The 21,214-nt window shown below is 65.1% G+C and carries 24 protein-coding genes; 20 read left to right on the forward strand and 4 right to left on the reverse strand.

The features are described 5' to 3' along the window. Positions 1-11: 11 nt before the first annotated feature. The 5 genes from ctaD (at position 12) to FHS02_RS27220 (ending at position 3,488) form a co-directional block, all read left to right on the forward strand. Positions 12-1,673, forward strand: a complete 1,662-nt coding sequence (ctaD, locus tag FHS02_RS27205; RefSeq protein ID WP_221403961.1) for a cytochrome c oxidase subunit I — start codon at positions 12-14, stop codon at positions 1,671-1,673. 13 nt (positions 1,674-1,686) lie between these two features. Further along, on the forward strand, positions 1,687-1,788 hold the full coding sequence (locus FHS02_RS31275) for a cytochrome oxidase small assembly protein (RefSeq protein WP_217496860.1): 102 nt from the start codon (positions 1,687-1,689) through the stop codon (positions 1,786-1,788). 4 nt (positions 1,789-1,792) lie between these two features. Next, positions 1,793-2,368 (forward strand): cytochrome c oxidase assembly protein, encoded by a 576-nt coding sequence (locus tag FHS02_RS27210; protein ID WP_137316170.1) that lies wholly within the window; start codon positions 1,793-1,795, stop codon positions 2,366-2,368. Beyond that, the gene (locus FHS02_RS27215) at positions 2,365-2,565 is read left to right on the forward strand and encodes a DUF2970 domain-containing protein (protein ID WP_137316171.1); all 201 of its coding nucleotides are present in this window, start codon (positions 2,365-2,367) and stop codon (positions 2,563-2,565) included. The genes FHS02_RS27210 and FHS02_RS27215 overlap by 4 nt, the downstream gene beginning before the upstream one ends. Before the next feature lie 62 nt (positions 2,566-2,627). After that, positions 2,628-3,488, forward strand: coding sequence for a cytochrome c oxidase subunit 3 (locus tag FHS02_RS27220; protein WP_137316172.1), 861 nt, complete (start codon positions 2,628-2,630; stop codon positions 3,486-3,488). A 168-nt stretch (positions 3,489-3,656) separates the two neighbouring features. On the opposite strand, the gene FHS02_RS27225 is transcribed toward FHS02_RS27220, so the two are convergent. After that, positions 3,657-3,857, reverse strand: a complete 201-nt coding sequence (locus FHS02_RS27225; RefSeq protein WP_137316173.1) for a twin transmembrane helix small protein — start codon at positions 3,855-3,857, stop codon at positions 3,657-3,659. 39 nt (positions 3,858-3,896) lie between these two features. On the opposite strand from FHS02_RS27225, the gene FHS02_RS27230 reads away from it, so the two are divergent. The 6 genes from FHS02_RS27230 to FHS02_RS27255 all read left to right on the forward strand — a co-directional run bounded on the left by FHS02_RS27230 (position 3,897) and on the right by FHS02_RS27255 (position 9,075). Further along, positions 3,897-4,637 carry an SURF1 family protein gene (locus FHS02_RS27230; RefSeq protein WP_137316174.1) on the forward strand — a complete coding sequence of 247 codons (741 nt, stop codon included), beginning with the start codon at positions 3,897-3,899 and terminating at the stop codon, positions 4,635-4,637. Further along, positions 4,615-5,208, forward strand: coding sequence for an SCO family protein (locus tag FHS02_RS27235; RefSeq protein WP_137316175.1), 594 nt, complete (start codon positions 4,615-4,617; stop codon positions 5,206-5,208). Before FHS02_RS27230 ends, FHS02_RS27235 begins: the two co-directional genes overlap by 23 nt. Positions 5,209-5,294: 86 nt before the next feature. Then, the gene (locus FHS02_RS27240) at positions 5,295-6,404 is read left to right on the forward strand and encodes a COX15/CtaA family protein (protein ID WP_229422349.1); all 1,110 of its coding nucleotides are present in this window, start codon (positions 5,295-5,297) and stop codon (positions 6,402-6,404) included. Continuing rightward, the gene (gene cyoE, locus FHS02_RS27245) at positions 6,401-7,294 is read left to right on the forward strand and encodes a heme o synthase (protein ID WP_137316176.1); all 894 of its coding nucleotides are present in this window, start codon (positions 6,401-6,403) and stop codon (positions 7,292-7,294) included. The genes FHS02_RS27240 and cyoE overlap by 4 nt, the downstream gene beginning before the upstream one ends. 1 nt (position 7,295) lies before the next feature. Continuing rightward, the gene (locus FHS02_RS27250) at positions 7,296-7,871 is read left to right on the forward strand and encodes an SCO family protein (RefSeq protein ID WP_137316177.1); all 576 of its coding nucleotides are present in this window, start codon (positions 7,296-7,298) and stop codon (positions 7,869-7,871) included. A gap of 121 nt (positions 7,872-7,992) precedes the next feature. Continuing rightward, positions 7,993-9,075, forward strand: coding sequence for an AI-2E family transporter (locus FHS02_RS27255; protein WP_137316178.1), 1,083 nt, complete (start codon positions 7,993-7,995; stop codon positions 9,073-9,075). Between the two features lie 88 nt (positions 9,076-9,163). On the opposite strand, the gene FHS02_RS27260 is transcribed toward FHS02_RS27255, so the two are convergent. The 3 genes from FHS02_RS27260 to FHS02_RS27270 form a co-directional block, all read right to left on the reverse strand. Then, a complete protein-coding gene (locus FHS02_RS27260; RefSeq protein ID WP_137316179.1) occupies positions 9,164-9,919 on the reverse strand; it encodes a DUF3108 domain-containing protein in 756 nt (251 codons plus the stop codon). 111 nt (positions 9,920-10,030) lie between these two features. Next, on the reverse strand, positions 10,031-11,365 hold the full coding sequence (locus tag FHS02_RS27265; protein WP_137316180.1) for a hemolysin family protein: 1,335 nt from the start codon (positions 11,363-11,365) through the stop codon (positions 10,031-10,033). Between the two features lie 227 nt (positions 11,366-11,592). After that, positions 11,593-12,495 carry a LysR family transcriptional regulator gene (locus FHS02_RS27270; RefSeq protein ID WP_137316181.1) on the reverse strand — a complete coding sequence of 301 codons (903 nt, stop codon included), beginning with the start codon at positions 12,493-12,495 and terminating at the stop codon, positions 11,593-11,595. A 210-nt stretch (positions 12,496-12,705) separates the two neighbouring features. On the opposite strand from FHS02_RS27270, the gene FHS02_RS27275 reads away from it, so the two are divergent. The 9 genes from FHS02_RS27275 to FHS02_RS27315 all read left to right on the forward strand — a co-directional run bounded on the left by FHS02_RS27275 (position 12,706) and on the right by FHS02_RS27315 (position 21,214). Further along, on the forward strand, positions 12,706-13,281 hold the full coding sequence (locus tag FHS02_RS27275; RefSeq protein WP_137316182.1) for a TerD family protein: 576 nt from the start codon (positions 12,706-12,708) through the stop codon (positions 13,279-13,281). Positions 13,282-13,341: 60 nt separating this feature from the next. Then, positions 13,342-13,923, forward strand: a complete 582-nt coding sequence (locus FHS02_RS27280) for a TerD family protein (protein WP_137316183.1) — start codon at positions 13,342-13,344, stop codon at positions 13,921-13,923. A gap of 425 nt (positions 13,924-14,348) precedes the next feature. Then, the gene (locus tag FHS02_RS27285; RefSeq protein WP_229422350.1) at positions 14,349-15,326 is read left to right on the forward strand and encodes an ATP-grasp domain-containing protein; all 978 of its coding nucleotides are present in this window, start codon (positions 14,349-14,351) and stop codon (positions 15,324-15,326) included. Continuing rightward, positions 15,323-16,513, forward strand: coding sequence for a phosphoribosyltransferase domain-containing protein (locus FHS02_RS27290; protein WP_137316185.1), 1,191 nt, complete (start codon positions 15,323-15,325; stop codon positions 16,511-16,513). Before FHS02_RS27285 ends, FHS02_RS27290 begins: the two co-directional genes overlap by 4 nt. Continuing rightward, the gene (locus tag FHS02_RS27295) at positions 16,510-17,262 is read left to right on the forward strand and encodes an HAD family hydrolase (protein ID WP_137316186.1); all 753 of its coding nucleotides are present in this window, start codon (positions 16,510-16,512) and stop codon (positions 17,260-17,262) included. Before FHS02_RS27290 ends, FHS02_RS27295 begins: the two co-directional genes overlap by 4 nt. Beyond that, the gene (locus FHS02_RS27300) at positions 17,259-18,383 is read left to right on the forward strand and encodes a cysteine protease StiP family protein (RefSeq protein ID WP_137316187.1); all 1,125 of its coding nucleotides are present in this window, start codon (positions 17,259-17,261) and stop codon (positions 18,381-18,383) included. Before FHS02_RS27295 ends, FHS02_RS27300 begins: the two co-directional genes overlap by 4 nt. Beyond that, positions 18,376-19,338 (forward strand): HpcH/HpaI aldolase/citrate lyase family protein, encoded by a 963-nt coding sequence (locus FHS02_RS27305; RefSeq protein ID WP_137316188.1) that lies wholly within the window; start codon positions 18,376-18,378, stop codon positions 19,336-19,338. The genes FHS02_RS27300 and FHS02_RS27305 overlap by 8 nt, the downstream gene beginning before the upstream one ends. A 91-nt stretch (positions 19,339-19,429) precedes the next feature. Beyond that, positions 19,430-20,476 (forward strand): DUF475 domain-containing protein, encoded by a 1,047-nt coding sequence (locus FHS02_RS27310; protein ID WP_137316189.1) that lies wholly within the window; start codon positions 19,430-19,432, stop codon positions 20,474-20,476. A 162-nt stretch (positions 20,477-20,638) separates the two neighbouring features. Continuing rightward, entirely contained in the window at positions 20,639-21,214 is a 576-nt protein-coding gene (locus FHS02_RS27315; protein ID WP_137316190.1) for a TerD family protein, read from the forward strand.

Here is a 21,214-nt window from a genome sequence, read left to right on the forward strand (position 1 = left end):
GGAGCATTACGATGAGCACTACTACGATCGATCACGGCCAGAACCGGGCCGACGGGCACGGCCACGACCATGGTCATGACCACGGGCATGACCACGGGCATGACCACGCGCACGACCACGACCACGCACACGATCATCCGACCGGCCTGCGCCGCTGGCTGTTCGCCACCAACCACAAGGACATCGGTACGCTGTACCTGTGGTTCTCGTTCATCATGCTGCTGTCCGGCGGCGTGCTGGCGCTGATGATCCGCATGGAGCTGTTCCAGCCGGGCCTGCAGTTCTTCCACCCCGAGTTCTTCAACCAGCTGACCACGATGCACGGCCTGGTAATGGTGTTCGGCGCCATCATGCCGGCCTTCGTGGGCTTCGCGAACTGGATGATCCCGCTGCAGATCGGCGCATCGGACATGGCCTTCGCGCGCATGAACAACTTCAGCTTCTGGCTGCTGCCGCCGGCCGCGCTGCTGCTGGCCGGCTCGTTCCTGGCACCGGGCGGCGCCACCGCCGCCGGCTGGACGCTGTATGCGCCGCTGTCCACCCAGATGGGCCCGGGCATGGACATGGCGATCTTCGCCATGCACATCATGGGTGCGTCGTCGATCATGGGTTCCATCAACATCATCGTCACCATCCTGAACATGCGCGCACCGGGCATGACGCTGATGAAGATGCCGATGTTCTGCTGGACATGGCTGATCACGGCCTACCTGCTGATCGCCGTGATGCCCGTGCTGGCCGGCGCCATCACCATGACGCTGACCGACCGCCACTTCGGCACCTCGTTCTTCAACGCCGCCGGCGGCGGCGACCCGGTCATGTACCAGCACATCTTCTGGTTCTTCGGCCACCCCGAGGTGTACATCATGATCCTGCCGGCCTTCGGCATCGTCTCGCAGATCATTCCGGCGTTCGCCCGCAAGCCGCTGTTCGGCTACGCGTCGATGGTGTACGCCACCGCGTCGATCGCGATCCTGTCGTTCATCGTCTGGGCGCACCACATGTTCACCACCGGCATGCCGGTCACGTCGCAGCTGTTCTTCATGTACGCCACGATGCTGATCGCGGTGCCGACCGGCGTGAAGGTGTTCAACTGGATCGCCACGATGTGGAAGGGCTCGATGACGTTCGAGACGCCGATGCTGTTCGCCGTGGGCTTCATCTTCGTGTTCACGATGGGCGGCTTCACGGGCCTGATCCTGGCGGTGACGCCGATCGACATCCAGGTGCACGACACCTACTACGTGGTGGCGCACTTCCACTACGTGCTAGTGGCCGGCTCGCTGTTCGCGCTGTTCGCCGGCTTCTATTACTGGGCGCCGAAGTGGACCGGCCACATGTACAGCGAAACGATGGGCAAGATCCACTTCTGGGTCTCGCTGGTCACGTTCAACGTCACGTTCTTCCCGATGCACTTCCTGGGCCTGGCAGGCATGCCGCGCCGCTACGCCGATTACCCGGCGCAATTCACGGACTTCAACGCGCTGGTGTCGGTCGGGGCGTTCGGCTTCGGCCTGACGCAGGTGTTCTTCCTGCTGTTCGTGGTGCTGCCGACGATCCGCGGCGGCAAGGCCGCGCCGGCCAAGCCGTGGGAAGGCGCCGAAGGCCTGGAGTGGACCGTGCCGTCGCCGGCGCCGTTCCACACCTTTGAAACGCCGCCGACCGTCAAGTAAGCAGGGGAGTGCCATGTCGAAGCAGAAAAAAAGCAACCTGCGGCTGGCGCTGATCCTCGGTTCGATCGCGCTGGTGTTCTTTGTTTCCGTGATCGCCAAGCGGCTGCTGGGCTGAACCGATGGTCAGCGAAAACCGCAAGCTGCTGCGCAAGCTGGTCGTGATCGCGGTGGCGATGTTCGGCTTCGGCTATGCACTGATCCCGGTCTACAAGCACATCTGCGAAGTGCTCGGCATTAACGTGCTGACGCAGAAGGATGGCACGGTGGCACCGCCGGAAAATACGCAGATCGACCGCACGCGCAGCATCACCGTGGAGCTGGACAGCAACGTGCAGGGCACGCTGCGGTTCCGCCCCACGCAAAGCAGTGTCACCGTGCACCCCGGCGAGATGGTGACGGTGGTGTATGAAGTGGTCAATTCGCAGGGCCGCGTGGTAAACGCGCAGGCGGTGCCGAGCTACGCTCCGCAGAGCGCCACGCCGCATTTCAAGAAAGTGGAATGCTTCTGCTTCAAGCAGCAGACCCTGCAGGCAAACGAGGCGAAGCAGATGCCGGTGATGTTCTACCTGGATCCGAAACTGCCGAAGGAAGTGAAGACGATCACGCTGTCGTACACGTTCATCGAGATCGGCGGACTGGCGCAGTCGCCGCAGCGTGCCTCTGACGCTGCCGCTGCAGGGACGGCGCGGCTGTGAACGGGCGTAAGCCGTCCTTCCTGTATTCGTTGAAGGCGGTGCTGTGGTCGTTCGTGGGGCTGCGCCGCAAGAGCGATTTCGACCAGGATACGGGCAAGCTGAACCCGATCCACGTGATCGTGGCGGGACTGATCGCCGTGGCGCTGTTCATCGGCATCCTGATCGCCATCGTCAAGATCGTGGTATCGCAGCAGTAAGCCGGAAAAACAATTCGTACAGTAATACTCAATAAGAAATTCGATCGTAAGTTCGCGAGGAGATGAAGATGAATTCGAAGCAAGCACCGTATTACTTCGTGCCCGGCCCGTCCCGCTGGCCGATGCTGGCCGGGATCTCGATGCTGGTGACGATGATCGGCGCGTCGGCCTGGGTCAACGACAGCAGCTGGGGCAAGCTGGTCTGCCTGGTCGGCATCGCCGCGATGCTGGCCGTGCTGTATGGCTGGTTCGGCGACGCGATCCATGAATCCGAAGGAGGGTTGTACAGCAAGCGCATCGACCATTCGTACCGCTGGTCGATGGCATGGTTCATCTTCTCGGAGGTGATGTTCTTCGGCGCGTTCTTCGGCGCGCTGTTCTATGCCCGCGTGATCTCGATGCCGTGGCTGGCGGACCTGGACCACAAGGTGCTCTGGCCCGACTTCGCCGCGCAATGGGGCAATACCGGCCCGGCCGGCGTGGTCGATGCCTTCAACACGATGGGCCCGTTCCCGATCCCGACCATCAACACGGCGCTGCTGCTGGCCTCCGGCGTCACGCTGACGATCTCGCACCACGCGATCCAGGTGGGCAAGCGCAGCAAGTGCGCGATCTGGCTGGCCGCCACGATCCTGCTGGGCGCGGTGTTCATGGGCTTCCAGGTGTATGAATACATGCACGCCTACCAGGACCTGAACCTGAAGCTCACGTCCGGCATCTACGGCTCCACGTTCTTCATGCTGACCGGTTTCCACGGCTTCCACGTGACGATGGGCGCCATCATGCTGAGCATCGTGCTGTTCCGCGTGCTGAAGGGGCATTTCACGCCGGAGAACCACTTCGCGTTCGAAGGGGCGGCCTGGTACTGGCACTTCGTCGACGTGGTCTGGCTGGGACTTTATGTCGTAGTGTACTGGCTGTGAGCCCGCTACGAGCCGTGGCTGCGTTGCGGCTCCTTGCCGTGCTGAAGCACTGTCTGCGTCGCCACGCCTTGCCACGACCACTCGTAGCAAGCTCGGGGCAAGGGCTATAATCGCCTGCGCTGACTGGGAAGCCGCAGTGGCGTTGTCACTGCGGCTTTTTGTTTGTCGCTACCGGATTCCCGTCGGCTGGATATAACCCATCCGGTTCAGCACGAGGATGATGACGAACAGCGCGACCGAGAAGCCCACGCGCAGCGCGAGCGCGCGCACGGTGCGGGGATTGCCGCCCTTGCCGCGCATCAGGTAGAACAGTGCGGAGCCGAGGCTGCCGATGATCAGGATGAACGCAATGGCAACGAAAATTTTCATGGTGTTGGCTGCGGGCCGGAAGGGTGGAGCTTCATTGTAATGCGTATCGCTTTCCGATTTAAGACCGTGCCGTTCATCGCGACACTGCTGCTCGTCGTGCTGGGCATTGCGCTGGGGCGCTGGCAGGACCGCCGCGCCGACGAGAAGCTGGCGGTGGCAGCCGAACTGGCCGGCGGCAGTGCCGGCGCGCCGCTGGTGCTGGGCACGGTGCCGCTGGCTCCCGAGCAGGCGCAGTTTCGCCGCGTGTCGGCCACCGGCAGCTTCGTCGCCGGCTGGCCGGTATACCTGGACAACCGCCCCCATGAAGGCCGTGCCGGCTTCTACGTGCTGATGCCGTTCCGCATCCAGGGCACGGCGATGCACGTGCTGGTGGCGCGCGGCTGGCTGCCGCGCGATGCGGCCGAGCGCCAGCGCATCGCCCCGTACCCCACGCCATCGGGCCCGATCACGATCGAAGGCGTGGCCAAGCCGAACACCGGGCACGTGATGGAGCTGGGCGACGCGCCGCCCCTTGCGCCGGGCGCCATCGTGCAGAATGCCGGCGTGGCGCAGGTGGCCGCCGCCAGCGGCCTGCAACTGCAGCCTTTCGTGCTCGAACAAACCTCCGCCGACGGCAGTGAGGGCGTGCTGCTGCGCGACTGGCCGCGGCCCGACCTGGGCGTCGACAAGCACCGTGGCTATGCGTTCCAGTGGTACGCACTGGCGCTGACGGCCTTCCTGTTCTTTATCATCAGCGGATTGAAAAACGGAAAAAGCAGTGGAACAAAAACCAATCAATAAGAAGCTCGGGCGCTGGAAGCTGCTGGCCGTGCTGGCAGTGTGCGCGTCGCCTCTCATCGCTTCCTATTTCATGTATTACGTGGTCAAGCCATCGGGCCGCACCAACTACGGCGCCCTGATCGACCCGCGTACCGTGCCGATGCCGGCCATGGCCACCCGCACGGTGGGCGGCGATCCGCTCACGCTGCAATCCCTGGCCGGCAAGTGGATCATGCTGAAGGTCGGCGGCTCCGATTGCGGGCAGCCATGCCAGGACCAGCTGTTCGCCATGCGCCAGTTGCGCACGATGCAGGGCAGGGAGCGGGAGCGCATCGAGCGCGTATGGCTGATCACGGACGAGCAGCCGCTGGAAACCATGCTGCTGCGCGTGAACGACGGCACCCGCATGCTGCGTGCCCCCGCGGACATCGTCTACAAGTGGCTGCCGGTCGAGGCGGGCGGCAACGCGGCGGAGCATATCTACATCATCGACCCGCGCGGCAACCTGATGATGCGCTTCCCGAAGAATCCCGACCCGGCGAAGATGAAGAAGGATATCGGCAAGCTGCTGAAGGCCTCGGCCATCGGCTGAATGACGCCCAGGCAATCACGCCCGGGCACTGACGCTGAAGTCAATGACGCTGAAGTAGTACAGGCAGACAGGAACACAGGAACACCATGCATCACACCACGCTGGCCCAGATGGCCATCACCGCCCTGATCGTCGCGCTGCTGCCGCTGTCGATCGTGTTCATTTCGAAGGATGTCAACAAGTACCGCAAGCTGGTGTGGATCAGCGTGTTCATCACGTTCGACCTGATCGTGTTCGGCGCGTTCACGCGGCTGACCGATTCGGGCCTGGGCTGCCCGGACTGGCCGGGCTGCTACGGCCTGGCCAACCCGTTCCTGGCGCACGAGGAGATCCGCGCCGCCGAGGCGCTGATGCCGACCGGCCCGGTGACCATGTTCAAGGCCTGGGTCGAGATGATCCACCGCTACTTCGCGATGGCCATCGGTGTGCTGATCATGGCCATGATGGCGGTGGCCTGGTACCGCTGGCGGCGCGAGCGCAAGGCCGGCTATCACCCGGGTTATCCCACGCTGCTGTTCTTCTTCGTGTGCCTGCAAGGGGCCTTCGGCGCCTGGACCGTCACGCTGAAGCTGCAGCCGGTGATCGTCACGATCCACCTGCTGCTGGGCATGGGCCTGCTGGCCTTGCTGACGTGGTTCGGCGGCAAGCAGGATCATGCGATGATGCCGTCCGGCCAGGCCGGCGTGCCGGCGCCCGTGCTGCGGCGCATCCGCTGGCTGGCCGTGCTGTCCGGTGTCGTGGTGTTCGTGCAGTTGTTCCTGGGCGGCTGGGTCAGCACCAACTACGCCACGCTGGCGTGCATGGAATTCCCGCTGTGCGGCGGCGGCAAGGTGATCCCCGAGATGGATTTCGAGCACGGCTTCCACCTGTGGCGCGAGCTGGGCAAGACCAAGGCCGGCCACTACCTGCCGTTTTCCGCGCTCACGGCGATCCACTGGGTGCACCGCAATTTCGCGCTGGTGGTCTTCCTGGTGCTGGGCTACACGTGCTGGCGGGCATGGCGGGTGCCGGCACTGCGCAAGCCGGCGCTCGGTATCGCCGTCGTGCTGGTGCTGCAGTTCCTGACCGGCGTGGCGACGATCTACCTGAACTTCCCGCTGACGATCGCCGTGCTGCATAACGCCGGCGCCGCTCTCCTCGTGCTTTTCCTGACCATGGTAAACTATCGGGCCAGTTTTTCGACCCCCACTCCATGACCGCCCAAGCCGCAGCCCACAGCCAGACCAGCCGCATCGCCCAGTATTGGGCGCTGACGAAGCCGCGCGTCACCCAGCTGGCCGTGTTCTGCGCGGTGATCGGCATGTTCCTCGCCACCGAAGGCTTGCCTGACTGGCGCGTGGTGGTTGCGGGCACGATCGGCATCTGGCTGCTGGCCGGCGCCGCCTTCGCCGTCAACTGCCTGGCCGAGCGCGAGATCGATGCGCGCATGGCGCGCACCGCGCGCCGCCCGATGGCGCGTGGCGAAATCACGCCGACGCAGACGATGATCTTCTCGAGCATCATCGGCGGCGCCGGCATGTGGATCCTGTATGCGCTGGTGAACCCGCTGACGATGTGGCTGACCTTCGTCACCTTCGTCGGCTATGCCGTCATCTACACGATGATACTGAAGCCGGCCACGCCGCAGAACATCGTCATCGGCGGCCTGTCCGGCGCGATGCCGCCGGCACTGGGCTGGGCCGCCGTCGCCAACGACGTGCCGATGCAGGCGTGGCTGCTGGTGCTGATCATCTTCCTGTGGACGCCGCCGCACTTCTGGGCGCTGGCGCTGTACCGCCGCGACGACTACGCCAAGTCCGGCCTGCCGATGCTGCCGGTCACGCACGGCATGGCGTTCACGCAATTCCACGTGTTCCTGTATTCGATCGCGCTGTCGGCAACCACGTTGCTGCCGTTCGCCGTCGGCATGAGCGGCCTGATCTATCTGGCCAGCGCCGTCGTGCTCGATGCCGTCTTCCTGTGGTACGCCTGGCGCATCTGGCGCAACTACAGCGACCTGCTGGCCCGCAAGGCCTTCGCGTTCTCGATCCTGTACCTGGCGCTGCTGTTCGGCGCGCTGCTGCTCGATCACTACATCCGGATCTGACATGAAAAAACTGTTCGCTGTGCTGTTCCTGCTGGCCACCCTGGTCGCGTGCTCCGAGAAGCGTGCCAGCTTCGTGAATACCGACATCACCGGCCTCGATTACGCCAAGGGCTTTTCGCTGAAGGACCACAACGGCAAGCCGGTCACGCTGGAAACCTACAAGGGCAAGGTGGTGGTGATGTTCTTCGGCTTCACGCAGTGCCCGGATGTGTGCCCGACCACGATGGCGGAGATGGCCGCCGTGATGAAGGAGCTGGGCCCGCAGGCGAAGGACGTGCAGGTGCTGTTCGTGACGCTGGACCCGGAGCGCGACACGCCGGAACTGCTGAAGCAGTACGTGCCGGCGTTCGATCCGGCCTTCACGGGCCTGTATGGCACGCCGGCCGAAATCGCCCAGACGGCCAAGGAATTCAAGGTGTTCTACAAGAAGGTGCCGGGCAAGGATCCGGCCAGCTATTCGATCGACCACACCGCCGGCAGCTACGTGTTCGACAAGCAGGGCAAGGTGCGCCTGTTCCTGCGCCATGCGCAGGGCACCAAGCCGGTGGTGCACGACCTGAAGCAGCTGCTGTCCTGATCATCCCCGATCGACTCCGCCGCGGCCGCGGCGGAGTGCTCTTCCCGCTTGCCATTCGTCCAAGCTTGCATCTTTTGCAGGTCGCCCCCATTTGCCGGGGACACCTGGAGGATGCCGCCGCATGGAAAAGCGCTTTCAACCCTATACCCGCCTTGCGGCGATCGTGTTTCTCGTGGTCGGCTGCCTGTGGGTGCTGCGGCCGTTCCTGCCGGCCGTGCTGTTCGCCTGCGCGATCACGATCTCGAGCTGGCAGCTGTACGTGCGCCTGCTGGACCGGCTGAAGGGCCACCGTACGCTGGCCGCCACCGTGATGACGGTGTCGCTGATCCTGGTGATCATCCTGCCGCTGGCACTCGTGACGTGGAACGTGGCGGACAATGCGGGCAACGTCTACCGCGCGCTGCGCGATGCACTGGCTTCCGGCACGATGGCCGCGCCGGACTGGCTGCGCGGCATCCCCATCGTCGGCGAGACGGTCTTCAACTATGTGCAGAACCTGATCAGCAGCCGCGAGCAGCTGATCGACACCGCCAAGCGCTTCATGGAGCCGGCGCGCCACTTCCTGCTGGGCGGCGGTATCGTGCTGGGCAGCGGCGTGGCGCAGGTGAGCCTGGCGGCCTTCGTCAGCTTCTTCCTGTACCGCGACGGCCACACGCTGCTGAAGGCCCTGTCGATCGGCATGGACAAGATCATGGGCGAGCACGCGCTCGAGGTGGCCGATACCGTCAGCCGCACCGTGCGCGGCGTGATGTACGGCCTGCTGGGTACCGCGCTGGCGCAGGCCGCCGTGGCCGCCATCGGCTTCATGATCGCCGGCGTGCCGGCCGTCGCGCTGCTGTCCGTGGCCACGTTCCTGTTTTCGCTGATTCCCGTCGGCCCGCCGCTGGTCTGGGGCGGCGCCGCCATCTGGCTGTTCTACCAGGGCAGTACCGGCTGGGCCATCTTCATGGCGGTGTGGGGCGTGTTCCTGATCAGCGGCGTCGACAACGTCGTCAAGCCCGTGCTGATCAGCCGCGGCTCCAGCCTGCCGTTCCTGCTGGTGCTGCTGGGCGTGCTGGGCGGCGTGATCGCGTTCGGCTTCGTCGGCCTGTTCATCGGCCCGACCCTGCTCGCCGTCGCCCTCGGGCTGCTGCGCAACTGGACCAACGTCAACCCCGTCACGCCGCACCGGCCCGGGCGCGAGCAGGGCGAAGCGGCCCCGTAAATGTTGCAAAAAAAACCGGTGACAGACACCGGTTTTTTTGAAACATTTCCTGAAAAATGGGGTACGTCCCCATTTTTCGGGCAATGTTTCAGTCCAGCAGGGTTTTTACCAGCGTGCGGCCGTCGGGCAGGGTGCTTTCCTGTTTCACCATCAGCTGCGTGCCCTTGGCGTACCAGAACTTCGATACGCTGCCAGGCTGGTTGTAGTCGGTGGTGACGATCCAGCAGTCGACAGGGCCGGCGGGGCCGCCGATCGCTTCGCTGCCGGCGACGCGGAACGTGTAGCGCGCGGGGGCAGCGCCGCCGGCGTGGTAGAACACGAGCTGCGCTTCGTAGCCGTCGGCCAGCGGCAGCGTTTGCAGCAGTTCCATGTCGGTTTCAAAGTTGAACGAGGGTTCCTTCGACTCCACCGCCAGGTTTTTTTGCGTGTTGTCCTTCAGTCCCGCCATGCCGCTGATCCGGTCGGCCGCGAACGCAAAGCCTTCCACGGTCTTCCTGCCATCCTTCTCGGTGATACGCACATGCGTCAGCGGGCGGAACGTGGCGGTCTCGAACGTCGATTCGAGGCGCTTCACGGAAGGCGTCTTGCCCACGGCGTCCCAGCGCTGGCGGATCTGCATCCGCGTGCCGTCGAAATGGATGTCCCGCTGCCAGATGTCGAGCGCCGTGTTGCCGTCGGCCGAACGCAGGTAGCGCAGGTAGCGGTGGCTGCCTTCCTTGAGCAGGTGGAAGCGCGGCAGCGGCGTGCCCACTTCCACGTATTGCGGCGCGGCGTGGGCCAGCGCCGTGGCACCCAGCAGCAGGGCGGACAACAGGGCGGGCAGGGGCGATCGGAAGCGCGGCATTCGGGTCTCCACGGTGGTGAAAGACCCGATTATAAGGAAGATTGCAAAGCAGACTACAAAGCGGATTGCAAAGGAGATAACGCCGTGCGGCACGGCGCGGCGAAACCCGGGTCAGTCCTGCTCGTCCTCGGCGGTGCGAGGGATGCGCGGGATGACCTTCACGAGCAGGATGCGCGGGCCGTTCATCTTGCGCACCACGATGTCGAAGGCGTTGAAGCTCACGCGCTGGCCCTGTTTCGGGATATCGCCAAGCTTCAGCATGATCAGGCCGCCCACGGATTCCACCTCGTCCAGGCCCAGTTCCTCGTTCTCGATGTCGATGCCCAGCACCCGTTCCAGCGAGAAGATCGGCAGGCTGGCCTTGCCGATCAGCGAACCGTCGTCGCCCTTCAGCCAGTCGTTCTCGTTCAGGCGGAATTCGTCGTGGATTTCGCCGACCATGGCGCCCAGCAGGTTGTCCAGCGTCAGGAAGCCCACCGGCCGCTTGCCCTTTTCGCCGATCAGCGCGAAGTGCGGCGCGCCTTCGCGGAAGCGGCGGAACAGTTCGATCGCCGGCGTGCGCGCGGAAATCGTCTCGACCGGCCGCAGGAACGGCGTGAACGACTTGATCGGCTTGCCGTTCTGCTGCGCGAAGAACAGGTCCTTCAGGTGCACGATGCCGAGCACGGATTCGTCGTCGTCGAAGTAGGGGTAGCGCGAAAAACGGTTGCGCACCACGGTCTCCAGGTTCGCTTCCAGCGAGCGCGAGGCGTGCAGAGCGATCACCTCGTTGATGGGCCGCATCAGGTCCGACACGCGCAGCTGCGAGAAATCCAGCGTGTTGGCGAGGATGTTGCGCTCGTCCTTGTCGAACTGCTCGCCCGGCTTGCTGGTGCGCAGGATCAGCTTCAGCTCTTCGGTCGAGTAATGCGAATCGTGGCCGCCAGGGCCGCGCAGGCCGGCCAGGTGCAGCACCATGTTGGCGCTCTTGTTGAGCACCCAGATCGCCGGGTACATCATCCAGTAGAAGCCATACAGCGGCATTGCGCACCATACGGCCACCGCTTCCGGCACGCGGATCGCCAGCGACTTCGGCGCCAGTTCGCCGACCACGATGTGCAGGAACGAGATCGTGACGAAGGCGAACACGAACGAGATGCCGTGCAGTATTTCGGGAGAGGTGACGCCGACGGCGGTCAGCAGTGGTTCGAGCAGGCCGGCGAACGCCGGTTCGCCGATCCAGCCGAGGCCCAGCGAGGCCAGCGTGATGCCCAGCTGGCAGGCCGACAGGTAAGCATCGAGCTCGCCGTGGACTTTTTCCAGGATGCGGCCCCTGAGGCCCTGCGTTTTCGCGATGGCGCGCACGCGGGTGCGGCGCAATGTCACGATGCCGAATTCGGCGGCAACGAAAAAACCGTTCAATGCAACGAGGAGCAGCGCAAACAGGACCAGCAATAGATTATGCATAAGGCACACTTCGAGGTGCTTTCGTCACCGCGCGCATGGCGGCGGTGGTGCGGAATTCTTCGAAGCGGGTAGTTAAAACGTACATCTTAGCCGACCCGCCGCCAACGTCCGGCAAAAACCGGTGACAGGCTCCGGTTTTTTTGCAATGTTTCCGGGAACCGGACGGTCCGCCGCCGTGGCCTGTCACCGGTTTTCATGTCCGGGCAACGGCGGCACACGCGGTGCGGCTACACCGTAAACAGCCCCGTATTGGCAGCCATGATCGCCTCCACCGCCGCGTGCTTGATGCGCCGTTCGCTGGAGATCGCGTAGAACTGTTCGCGCAGTTCGGTGGCGGCGCCGGCGGGGACCGCGCCGAACTGCGCGAGGATGTCCGGTTCCAGGCCGGCGGGGGCAAAGAACAGGCCCAACCCGTCGCGGGCGAACGTGGTCAGCATCGCGTTGTCCTCGAACTCGCCCACCACGTCGGGCCGCACGTCGTGCTTCAGCAGCCATTCGTCGATGCGGCCGCGCAGCGCGTTGTTCCGCGTCGGCAGCAGCATCGGCGCGTGGTTCAGGTTGCGCGGGAAATTGGCGCCCAGCCCCTCGACCAGCTCCGGGGTGCCGAACACCAGCATTTCGCTTTCGCCCAGCAGGTGGTTGTATACGCGCAGGCTGGCCGATGCGCGTACCGAACGGTCCGTCAGCACCACGTCCAGCTTGTGCAGCGCCAGGTCGGCCAGCAGCGATTCGAACTCGCGTTCCACGCACACCAGTTTGCACGGCATCTTCATCTCGAACGCCGCGCGCAGCAGGCGGTAGGCGATCAGCTTGGGCAGCGAATCCGAGATGCCCACCGTGAGCCGGGTGCGCCCCGCATCGGCCTCGTTCAGCGCTTCCTGCATGCGGTCGCCCAGCTCGAAAATCTGCTCCGCATACGTCAGCGCCACACGGCCCGCCTCGGTGGGCACCAGCCGCCGGCCCTGTTGTGTCAGCAACTGCTTGCCCACCGATTGTTCGAGCGCCGCGAGCTGCGCACTGATAGTCTGTATGGCCAGGCCCAGCCGCTCGGCCGCGCGCGTGACGCTGCCTTCCGCGGCCACCACACGGAAGAAATACAGGTGGCGGAAATTGATGCCGCTGGTTTTCATGGTTTCGGTTTTTACGCAGTAATGTTCATATTATCTTCTATTTTTCAATTCATTTGTTTCCTCTACACTGCTTGACATTGATCAAGCAACAAGTGATCGGCAGAAAGCAAACGGGCGGCATCGCCCACGATGAATCTCGGCGCGCTACAAGACACCAGCCGCGCCGGATACGCAACAAGGGTGTCCTACTAACTGAAGGAGTATTCGATCATGGCAATCAGTCTGCAAAAAGGCGGCAACGTCAATCTGTCCAAGGAAGCCCCCGGTCTGTCGCAACTGACGATCGGCCTGGGCTGGGACGTACGCACCACCGATGGCGCCGCATTCGACATCGACAGCTCGGCATTCATCCTGAAAGCGGATGGCAAGGTGCGCAGCGACTCCGACTTCATCTTCTATAACAACCTGAAATCGAGCGACGGCGCCGTGCAGCACTCCGGCGACAACCGCACCGGCGAAGGTACGGGCGACGACGAGACCGTGCAGGTCGACCTGTCGAAAGTGCCGGCCGACGTGGACAAGGTCGCCGTCTGCGTGACGATCCACGATGCCGACACCCGCCGCCAGAACTTCGGGCAGGTGCAGAAGGCGTTCGTGCGCTGCGTGAACACCGCCACCAACCAGGAAGTGGCGCGCTACGACCTGTCCGAGGACAGCTCGACGGAAACGGCGATGGTGTTCGGTGAACTGTACCGCGCCGGCAGCGACTGGAAGTTCCGCGCAGTGGGCCAGGGCTTCGCCGGCGGTCTCGCCTCGCTGGCCACCAGCTACGGCGTGTCGGTCTAAGCATGCTCGCCGGCGGCAACCGCCGCCGGCAAGGATCAGCAGCAAACAAAGGAGTCAGACATGTCAGTGAATTTGAGTAAGGGCCAGAAGATCTCTCTGGACAAGGAAGCCGGCGGCGCGCTGTCGCACGTGACGATGGGCCTGGGCTGGGATTCCGTGAAAAGCAAGGGCTTCCTCGGTTTCGGCAGCAAGAGCGCCGACGTCGACCTGGATGCCTCGTGCCTGCTGTTCGACGAAGCCAACAAGCCGGTCGACACGGTCTGGTTCCGCCAGCTGAAGAGCCGTGACGGCAGCGTCGTTCACTCGGGCGACAACCGCACCGGCGCCGGCGACGGCGACGACGAGCAGATCAGCGTCAGCCTGCAGCAGGTGCCGGCCAACGTGAAGAGCATCGTGTTTACGGTGAACAGCTTCACCGGCCAGAGCTTCGCGCAGGTGCAGAACGCCTACTGCCGCCTGCTGAACGCGAACAACGGCAAGGAAGTGGCGCGCTTCGACCTGTCCGTGCAGGGCCCGCACAGCGCCCAGATCATGGCCAAGCTGTACCGCCACAACGGCGAATGGAAGATGCACGCGATCGGCGAAAACGGCACCGGCCGCACGTTCGACGAACTGCTGCCGCAAGTCGCGCAGCACCTGTAGTACGCAACCGGTAACAGGCAGCACCAATACGCAGCCGGCAAGCCGGCTGCAAGCAAAGACGCGGTGGCAAGGTGCCGCCGCGCGAAGACATGCAGTCCGATGGACAGCAAACCGCCGTAGTGAAGACGCTGCGGCACGTACCGTGTTTCACCTGCGCCTGCCCCATGGCGCGCTTCCCTTTGCGGTGGTCCGGTCAACCGGCCACCGCTTTTTTTTTCGGCTTGTCACCGAGCGCATTCCGGCTTGCTGTCAGCGCAGTTTCCAGCGCATTTTCAGCTCATTTTCAACTCATTTTCAACTTAATTGCAGCCCGTTTTCAGTTTATCCTCGGTGTTGCACGCACCGCGGCCCGGCGGCCGACCATTCCACGAAGAGGACATATGCGAGTCTGGTACAACCGAACGTTTTCATCGATCTACAACGCAATGACCTTGATCCGGCAGCACGACCGCGCCGGCCGCTATCACCTGCTGTACACGGCCGGCAGCAGGACCGTTGCCGCAGGCGCGGCCCACGCGTTCGAAGCGGAACCGCCGCTGAAGGGCGGCGAGTACCTGGAATGGTGCCTGGACTTCTGCCAGCGCCGCGACATCGGCATTTTCGTGCCGCACCGCGAAGCGGCCCTGGTCAGCGGCGCGCGCGAGCGCTTCGCCGCCATCGGCACGCGCGTGATGGCGGTCGCCGGCCCTGAAGCGCTGGCGCTGCTGCACGACAAGGAACGTTTCTATGCGACCGTGGACCTGCCCGAGGCGCCGCCGCCGGACACCGTGCCGTTCACGAACGCGGCGCAGTTCGATGCCGGTTACGCCGCCTTGCGCGCGAAGTATCCGCAACTGTGCGTGAAGCCGTCGCAATCCGTGTACGGGCTGGGCTTCGCCGCGCTCGACGAACAGCGCAACAGCGCACAGATCCTGATGGCGGGCGACCAGTACCAGATCGGCCTGGGGGACTTTCGCGCCGGATTGCGCGAGCTGGGCGAATTTCGCACCATGCTGCTGATGGAATTCCTCGAAGGCCTGGAATACAGTGTCGACTGCCTGGCCGACAACGGCCGCCTGGTCTGCGCGGTACCGCGCCGCAAGCTGCTCAAGCCGGGCGCCGGGCAGGTCATCGATCCGCAGCCGGTCATTCTCGAGGCCGTCACGCGGCTGGCCGCCGCATACGGCCTGAATGCCGTGTTCAACGTGCAGTTCCGCGTCAGCGGCGGCCGCATGCGGCTGCTGGAGATCAATCCGCGCATGTCCGGCGGCGTCGGCATGGCCTGCATGGCGGGTCCGGCGCTGCCATGGCTGGCGCTGGCCGGGTTCGACCGGGGCTACGAGCACCTGGAGATTCCCGAGGTACGGGCCGGCATGCGTGTCGGCGAATGGCAGCATGCGGTGGAACTGGAGGGAGCGCAATGAACGACCGTGCACCGGGAAGCCTGGCTGCTGCCGGCGGCCGCGAGATCGCCATGCCGACCGGCGTGCTGACGGTGCATACCGAAACGGGTGAGTACCCGCTCGATGCGCTCGTCGGCTTCGGCGCGCGCGCCAACGCGAAGCGCGGCTTCCTGTTCGTCAGCAAGGTACTGGGCAAGCACTGGCCTTCGCGGCCCGGTCTCATGCGCGAGCTGCACGATGCGCTGGCCGGCCAGTTGCCGCCCGCGCTGCCGGGCCCCGTGGTGTTCATCGCGCTGGCCGAAACGGCGATCGGCCTGGGGCAGGGCGTGTTCGAGGCGCACCTGCGCCGCGATGCCGGCCAGGAAGCGCTGTTCCTGCATACCACGCGCTACCGCATCGACGGCGTGCCGGCCATCGAGTTCGCCGAACCGCACAGCCACGCGCCGCGCCAGTTCCTGCACCTGCCCACCGATGCGGCGCTGCACGCGCTGTTCATGCGCGCCCGTTCGCTCGTCCTGGTCGACGACGAAGCCAGCACCGGCACGACCTTCCGCAACCTGGCCGCGGCCTGCCGTGCACTCAATCCGGCGCTGGCCCACGTGCACCTGGCCACGCTGACCAATTTCATGGGCGCGCAGGCGGGCGACGCGCTGGCCGCCGGCATCGGCCTGCCGGTCACGCACGGCGCCGCGCTGAACGGCAGTTTCACATTCGCCGCCGGCGCCAGCTTCCCGGAAGCCGCGCCGGCGCAGGTCGTCGGCGCGGCCGGCGGTGTCGCGGTGGGCGGCGCGTTCGGCCGCGCCGGCCTGGCGCGGCCGCTGACCCTGCCCGACGCCACGCTCGACGCGCTGGTGTCAGGCATCGGGTCCGGCGAGACGGTGCTGGTGCTCGGTACGGGGGAATTCATGCATCCGCCGTTCCTGCTGGCGAGCGCGCTGGCCGAACGCGGCATCGACGCGCTCGTGCAGTCGAGCACCCGTTCGCCGATCCTCGAATGGGGCGCGATCGGCAGCCGGCTGGCATTTGCCGACAACTATGGCGAAGGCATCGCCAACTACCTGTACAACGTGCAGCCCGGCCAGTACGCGCACGTGCTGGTCTGCCATGAGACGCCGCCCAACGACGCGCTGCGCGAGCTGGCCGGCCAGGTCGGCGGGCGGCTGGTGCACTTCCGCTCGGAGAGCGAAATCGTGGAGGAAATGCATTGAACAAGTTCCTTTTCGTCGACCTCGACGACACGCTGTTCCATTCTCTGGCCAAGTGCGACCCGAACGAGGTGCTGCAGCCGATCGCCTTCCTGAAGGACGGTTCGGCGAACTCGTACACGAACCGGCGCCAGCGCGCCTTCCTCGACATGGTCGGCGAAGGCATGACGCTGATCCCGACCACCGCGCGCGACCGCGACGCCCTGGCGCGGGTCGACTATCCTTTCGCGCACTACCGGATCATCGACTTCGGCGGCATCATCCTGGCCCCGGACGGCACGCCCGACCCGGTCTGGCTGGCGCGCATGGGCGACGACATGGCCACCGCGCTGCCCGGCCTGCGGCAGGTGCGGGCCGCGATCGAGGACTACGCGCAGCGGGCCGGCCTTCCGGCCCGGGTACGGCTGGTGGAGGATCTCGGCCTGCCGTTCTACGTGAACGTCAAGGATGCCGACAAGGACCTGGCGCGGCTCGACGAGATCGAGCGCGAGGCCGTGGAACCGTGGCTGGCCACGGCGGGCAGCGACTTCTGCCTGCACCGCAACGGCAATAACCTGGCGGTATTGCCGAAGCGGCTGAACAAGGCCCGCGCCGTCGAGTACCTGCAGGCCAGGCTGCGCGACGAGCATGGCCCGATCATGACCTTCGGCATGGGCGACAGCCGCTCCGATGCGCGCTTCATGGCGGCCTGCGACTACGCGATCATCCCGCGCGGCACGCAATTATCCGCGCTGGCCCTGGAGGCGCTGTGAGCGGGCCGCACCAGGGGGCGGGTACCGGCGCGTTTTCCTCGTTCTCCGGCAGCTACCGGCAGGGCGACGTGCAGTTCCTGCTGCGGCGCCTGTCCGGCCATGCCTTCGTGCCGGTCGATGAAAAGGAGGCGCTGATCCAGTCGGGCCGGAAGCACTACAGCGAAATGCTGTCGGCCGAGCGGCTGCCGTCGGAGCGCCACCTGGCCCTGTTCGACGAGGCCTGCCGCGCCAACCGCGGCCGCATGGCGGCCGACTGCCTGCGGCTCGCGCACCTGATCGCGGCGCGGCGCGCCGGCCAGGTCACGCTGGTGTCGCTGGCCCGGGCCGGCACGCCGGTCGGCGTGATCGTCCGGCATTTGCTGGAACGCGTGCTGCACCGCGACGTGGTGCACTATTCGGTGTCGATCGTGCGCGACCGGGGCATCGACGAGGCGGCGCTGCGCACGATCCTCGCGCGCCACGTGCCGGCATCGGTCGTGTTCGTCGACGGCTGGACCGGCAAGGGCGTCATCGCGCGCGAGCTGGAACGCTCGGTCGCGCAGTTCAATGCGCGCCATCGCGTGCGCATCGATGGCGGGCTGTTTGTGCTGTCGGACCTGGCCGGCGCGGCGGCATGCGCCAGTTCGGATGCCGATTACCTGATCCCGTCGAGCATCCTGAATGCCACCGTTTCCGGGCTGGTCAGCCGCACCGTCATCGGCGGCGACAGCGGCCCGGACGACTATCACGGCTGCCTGTATTACCAGGAATTCGCCGCGCACGACCGCTCGCGCGGCTTTGCCGACGATATCGTCGCCGCGGCGCTGGAGATCGCCGTGGGCGGCGAACTGGTCCCGGTGCCGGTGGACAGGGTGCGCGCCGCAGCCACGTCGCAAGCCTGCCTGCGCGAACTGGCGCAGCGCTACGACGTGGCCGACGTGAACCTGATCAAGCCGGGCATCGGCGAAGCGACGCGCGTACTGCTGCGGCGCGTGCCGCGCCTGCTGATCCTGCGCGATCCCGATGCGGCCGACGTGGCGCACCTGAAGCTGCTGGCAGAGGAAAAGGAAGTGCCGGTCGTGATCGACCGGGCGTTGCCCTACCAGGGCGTTTCATTGATCAGGAGGGAAGGCGATGCATGACAAACCGATAGGTGCTTCGCTGTATGTACCGGCGACGCACAGGCACCTGCTCGACATCGCCAACGGGGAACGGGTGCCGGCGCTGCGCTCGGTCATCTTCTGCACCGAGGATGCGGTGGCGGAACGCGACCTGGAGGCGGCGCTGGCCGGGCTGGCCGGAACGCTGGCGGCGATGCGCACCGAAGTGCGGATCGACCGCTTCGTGCGCGTGCGCAACACCGGCGTGCTGGCGCGCGTGCTGGCGATGAGCGGGGCGGAGAAGCTGGCCGGGTTCGTGATTCCCAAGGCCACGCGGGACAACCTGGACGACTACCTGCACCTGCTGAGCGGCACGAAGCACCTGCTGATGCCCACGCTGGAAACGGCCGACGTGTTCGATCCGGTGGAAATGCGCGCGCTGCGCGTGCGCCTGTCGATGCCGGACGCCGCGCCGCGCATCCTGGCGCTGCGCATCGGCGGCAACGACCTGCTGGCGCTGCTGGGACTGCGCCGCTCGCGCGACATGACGATCTACCAGTCGCCGCTGGGCCCCGTGATCGCCAGCCTGGTTACGACCTTCCGGCCGCATGGCTTCCGCCTCACGTCGCCCGTGTTCGAGCACCTGGACTGCCCCGCCCTGATGGCCCAGGAAGTGCAGCAGGACATTGCCTACGGCATGGTCGGCAAGACCGCCATCCACCCGTCGCAGATCGAGCTGATCGAGCAGCATTTCCGCGTGCAGCCGAAGGAAGTGGCGATGGCGCTGCGCATCCTGGACCGCGATGCGCCGGCCGTGTTCAAGCTCGACGATTCGATGTGCGAAGTGGCCACGCACCGCAACTGGGCCAATGCCGTCGTCGCGCGCGCCAGCCGCTTCGGCACGCACGCGGTGGCCGCCGATGACGGGGCGGCAAGGAGCGCGGCCGGGTGGGCGGACGGGGACAACCGCGTCAATGGTTCGGCTTTTGCGAAGTGATCTTCATAATATCTATCATTTTCCAATTGACGGCTTTTCTCTACACTGCAACCGGTAGATCTAAAACCGAATAAATATAGGGGAAACATAGATGAAGCACTTCAGGATTTCATTCCTGGTCACGGCCGTCTGCCTGGCAATTGCCGGGTGGTGGGGTTACCGGACCGCAGGCATTACCGGCGCGCTGTCGGCGCTCGGCATTGCCATGATTCTCGGCGTGATGGAAGTCTCGCTGTCGTTCGACAACGCGGTGGTCAACGCCTCCGTGCTGAAGACGTGGGACGACTTCTGGCGCAAGCTGTTCCTCGGCGTGGGCATCATCATCGCCGTGTTCGGCATGCGGCTGCTGTTCCCGCTGGTGATCGTGGCCGTTGCCGCGGACATCGGACTGACGGATGTATGGACGCTGGCACTGAACAACCCGGACGAGTATTCGCGCCACCTGACCGAGCACCATGCCGAAGTGGCGGCGTTCGGCGGCATCTTCCTGCTGATGGTGTTCCTGAACTTCATCCTGGATCCGGAAAAGGAAACGCACTGGCTGGGCAATTTCGAGCAGAAGCTCGGCTCGCTGGGCAAGGTGTCGTCGATCTCGATCATGGTCGCCCTGGCCACGCTGCTGGGCTGCATGTCGCTGGTCGGCGAAGGCCAGAAGCTGGCGGTGCTGCTGTCCGGCCTGTGGGGCCTGCTGATCTACGTGGGTGTCGATGCGCTGTCGAACTACCTGGAGGCCGGCGAGGAAAGCGAGAGCGGCGTGGGCGAGATGGTCAAGCGCGGCGGTATCGGCGGCTTCCTGTACCTGGAAGTGCTCGATGCGTCGTTCTCGTTCGACGGCGTGATCGGCGCGTTCGCCATCACGAAGGACGTGGTCATCATCATGGTGGGCCTGGCCATCGGCGCGATGTTCGTCCGCTCGATGACGGTGTACCTGGTGGAAAAAGGCACGCTGGATGCTTACGTGTACCTGGAACATGGCGCACACTATGCGATCGGTATCCTGGCAGCGATCATGCTCGCAAGCATGAAGTTCCATGTGCCCGAGATCTTCACCGGCCTGATCGGCGTGGCCTTCATCGCGGCCTCGGTGTGGTCGTCGGTACGGTACCGCAAGCAGCAGGAAACGCTTGCCCCGGCGTAAGGGCGTGGCAAGCCTCATAAGGGCAGCATAAGGACCATCGGTTAAGGTCCATACAAGAACGGACGGGCGGCCAGCCCGTCCATAACGACGCGGCGCGGCATCCGACACCAGTCGCGCCGCCGGAAGCAAGGTGTCTCAAAACAATCGAAGGAGTAATCGATCATGGCAATCAGTCTGCAAAAAGGCGGCAACGTCAACCTGTCCAAGGAAGCTCCCGGTCTGTCGCAACTGACGATCGGCCTGGGCTGGGACGTGCGCAATACCGATGGCGCCGCATTCGACATCGACAGCTCGGCCTTCCTGCTGAAGGCGGACGGCAAGGTGCGCAGCGACTCCGACTTCATCTTCTACAACAACCTGAAATCCGCCGACGGCTCCATCGTCCACTCGGGCGACAACCGCACCGGCGAAGGCGCGGGCGACGACGAGACCGTGAATGTCGACCTGTCGAAGGTGCCGGCCGACGTCGACAAGATCGCCGTCTGCGTGACGATCCACGATGCCGATGCGCGCCGCCAGAACTTCGGCCAGGTGCAGAAGGCGTTCGTGCGCTGCGTGAACGCCGCCAACGGCTCCGAAGTGGCGCGCTACGACCTGTCCGAGGACAGCTCGACGGAAACCGCGATGGTGTTCGGCGAACTGTATCGCAACGGCAGCGACTGGAAATTCCGCGCTGTGGGCCAGGGCTATGCCGGCGGCCTGGCGGCACTGGCCAAGAGCTACGGCGTGGCGGTGTAA

The organism is Pseudoduganella umbonata (assembly GCF_014192225.1).
Lineage (GTDB): Bacteria > Pseudomonadota > Gammaproteobacteria > Burkholderiales > Burkholderiaceae_D > Rugamonas > Rugamonas umbonata.

What these genes read in the sequence shown, in the direction of transcription:
- ctaD (WP_221403961.1), top strand. Translation starts at nt 12, where the DNA reads ATGAGCACTACTACGATCGATCACGGCCAGAACCGGGCCGACGGGCAC.
- FHS02_RS31275 (WP_217496860.1), top strand. Translation starts at nt 1,687, where the DNA reads ATGTCGAAGCAGAAAAAAAGCAACCTGCGGCTGGCGCTGATCCTCGGT.
- FHS02_RS27210 (WP_137316170.1), top strand. Translation starts at nt 1,793, where the DNA reads ATGGTCAGCGAAAACCGCAAGCTGCTGCGCAAGCTGGTCGTGATCGCG.
- FHS02_RS27220 (WP_137316172.1), top strand. Translation starts at nt 2,628, where the DNA reads ATGAAGATGAATTCGAAGCAAGCACCGTATTACTTCGTGCCCGGCCCG.
- FHS02_RS27225 (WP_137316173.1), bottom strand. Translation starts at nt 3,857, where the DNA reads ATGAAAATTTTCGTTGCCATTGCGTTCATCCTGATCATCGGCAGCCTC.
- FHS02_RS27230 (WP_137316174.1), top strand. Translation starts at nt 3,897, where the DNA reads ATGCGTATCGCTTTCCGATTTAAGACCGTGCCGTTCATCGCGACACTG.
- FHS02_RS27240 (WP_229422349.1), top strand. Translation starts at nt 5,295, where the DNA reads ATGCATCACACCACGCTGGCCCAGATGGCCATCACCGCCCTGATCGTC.
- cyoE (WP_137316176.1), top strand. Translation starts at nt 6,401, where the DNA reads ATGACCGCCCAAGCCGCAGCCCACAGCCAGACCAGCCGCATCGCCCAG.
- FHS02_RS27250 (WP_137316177.1), top strand. Translation starts at nt 7,296, where the DNA reads ATGAAAAAACTGTTCGCTGTGCTGTTCCTGCTGGCCACCCTGGTCGCG.
- FHS02_RS27255 (WP_137316178.1), top strand. Translation starts at nt 7,993, where the DNA reads ATGGAAAAGCGCTTTCAACCCTATACCCGCCTTGCGGCGATCGTGTTT.
- FHS02_RS27260 (WP_137316179.1), bottom strand. Translation starts at nt 9,919, where the DNA reads ATGCCGCGCTTCCGATCGCCCCTGCCCGCCCTGTTGTCCGCCCTGCTG.
- FHS02_RS27265 (WP_137316180.1), bottom strand. Translation starts at nt 11,365, where the DNA reads ATGCATAATCTATTGCTGGTCCTGTTTGCGCTGCTCCTCGTTGCATTG.
- FHS02_RS27270 (WP_137316181.1), bottom strand. Translation starts at nt 12,495, where the DNA reads ATGAAAACCAGCGGCATCAATTTCCGCCACCTGTATTTCTTCCGTGTG.
- FHS02_RS27275 (WP_137316182.1), top strand. Translation starts at nt 12,706, where the DNA reads ATGGCAATCAGTCTGCAAAAAGGCGGCAACGTCAATCTGTCCAAGGAA.
- FHS02_RS27280 (WP_137316183.1), top strand. Translation starts at nt 13,342, where the DNA reads ATGTCAGTGAATTTGAGTAAGGGCCAGAAGATCTCTCTGGACAAGGAA.
- FHS02_RS27285 (WP_229422350.1), top strand. Translation starts at nt 14,349, where the DNA reads ATGACCTTGATCCGGCAGCACGACCGCGCCGGCCGCTATCACCTGCTG.
- FHS02_RS27290 (WP_137316185.1), top strand. Translation starts at nt 15,323, where the DNA reads ATGAACGACCGTGCACCGGGAAGCCTGGCTGCTGCCGGCGGCCGCGAG.
- FHS02_RS27305 (WP_137316188.1), top strand. Translation starts at nt 18,376, where the DNA reads ATGCATGACAAACCGATAGGTGCTTCGCTGTATGTACCGGCGACGCAC.
- FHS02_RS27310 (WP_137316189.1), top strand. Translation starts at nt 19,430, where the DNA reads ATGAAGCACTTCAGGATTTCATTCCTGGTCACGGCCGTCTGCCTGGCA.
- FHS02_RS27315 (WP_137316190.1), top strand. Translation starts at nt 20,639, where the DNA reads ATGGCAATCAGTCTGCAAAAAGGCGGCAACGTCAACCTGTCCAAGGAA.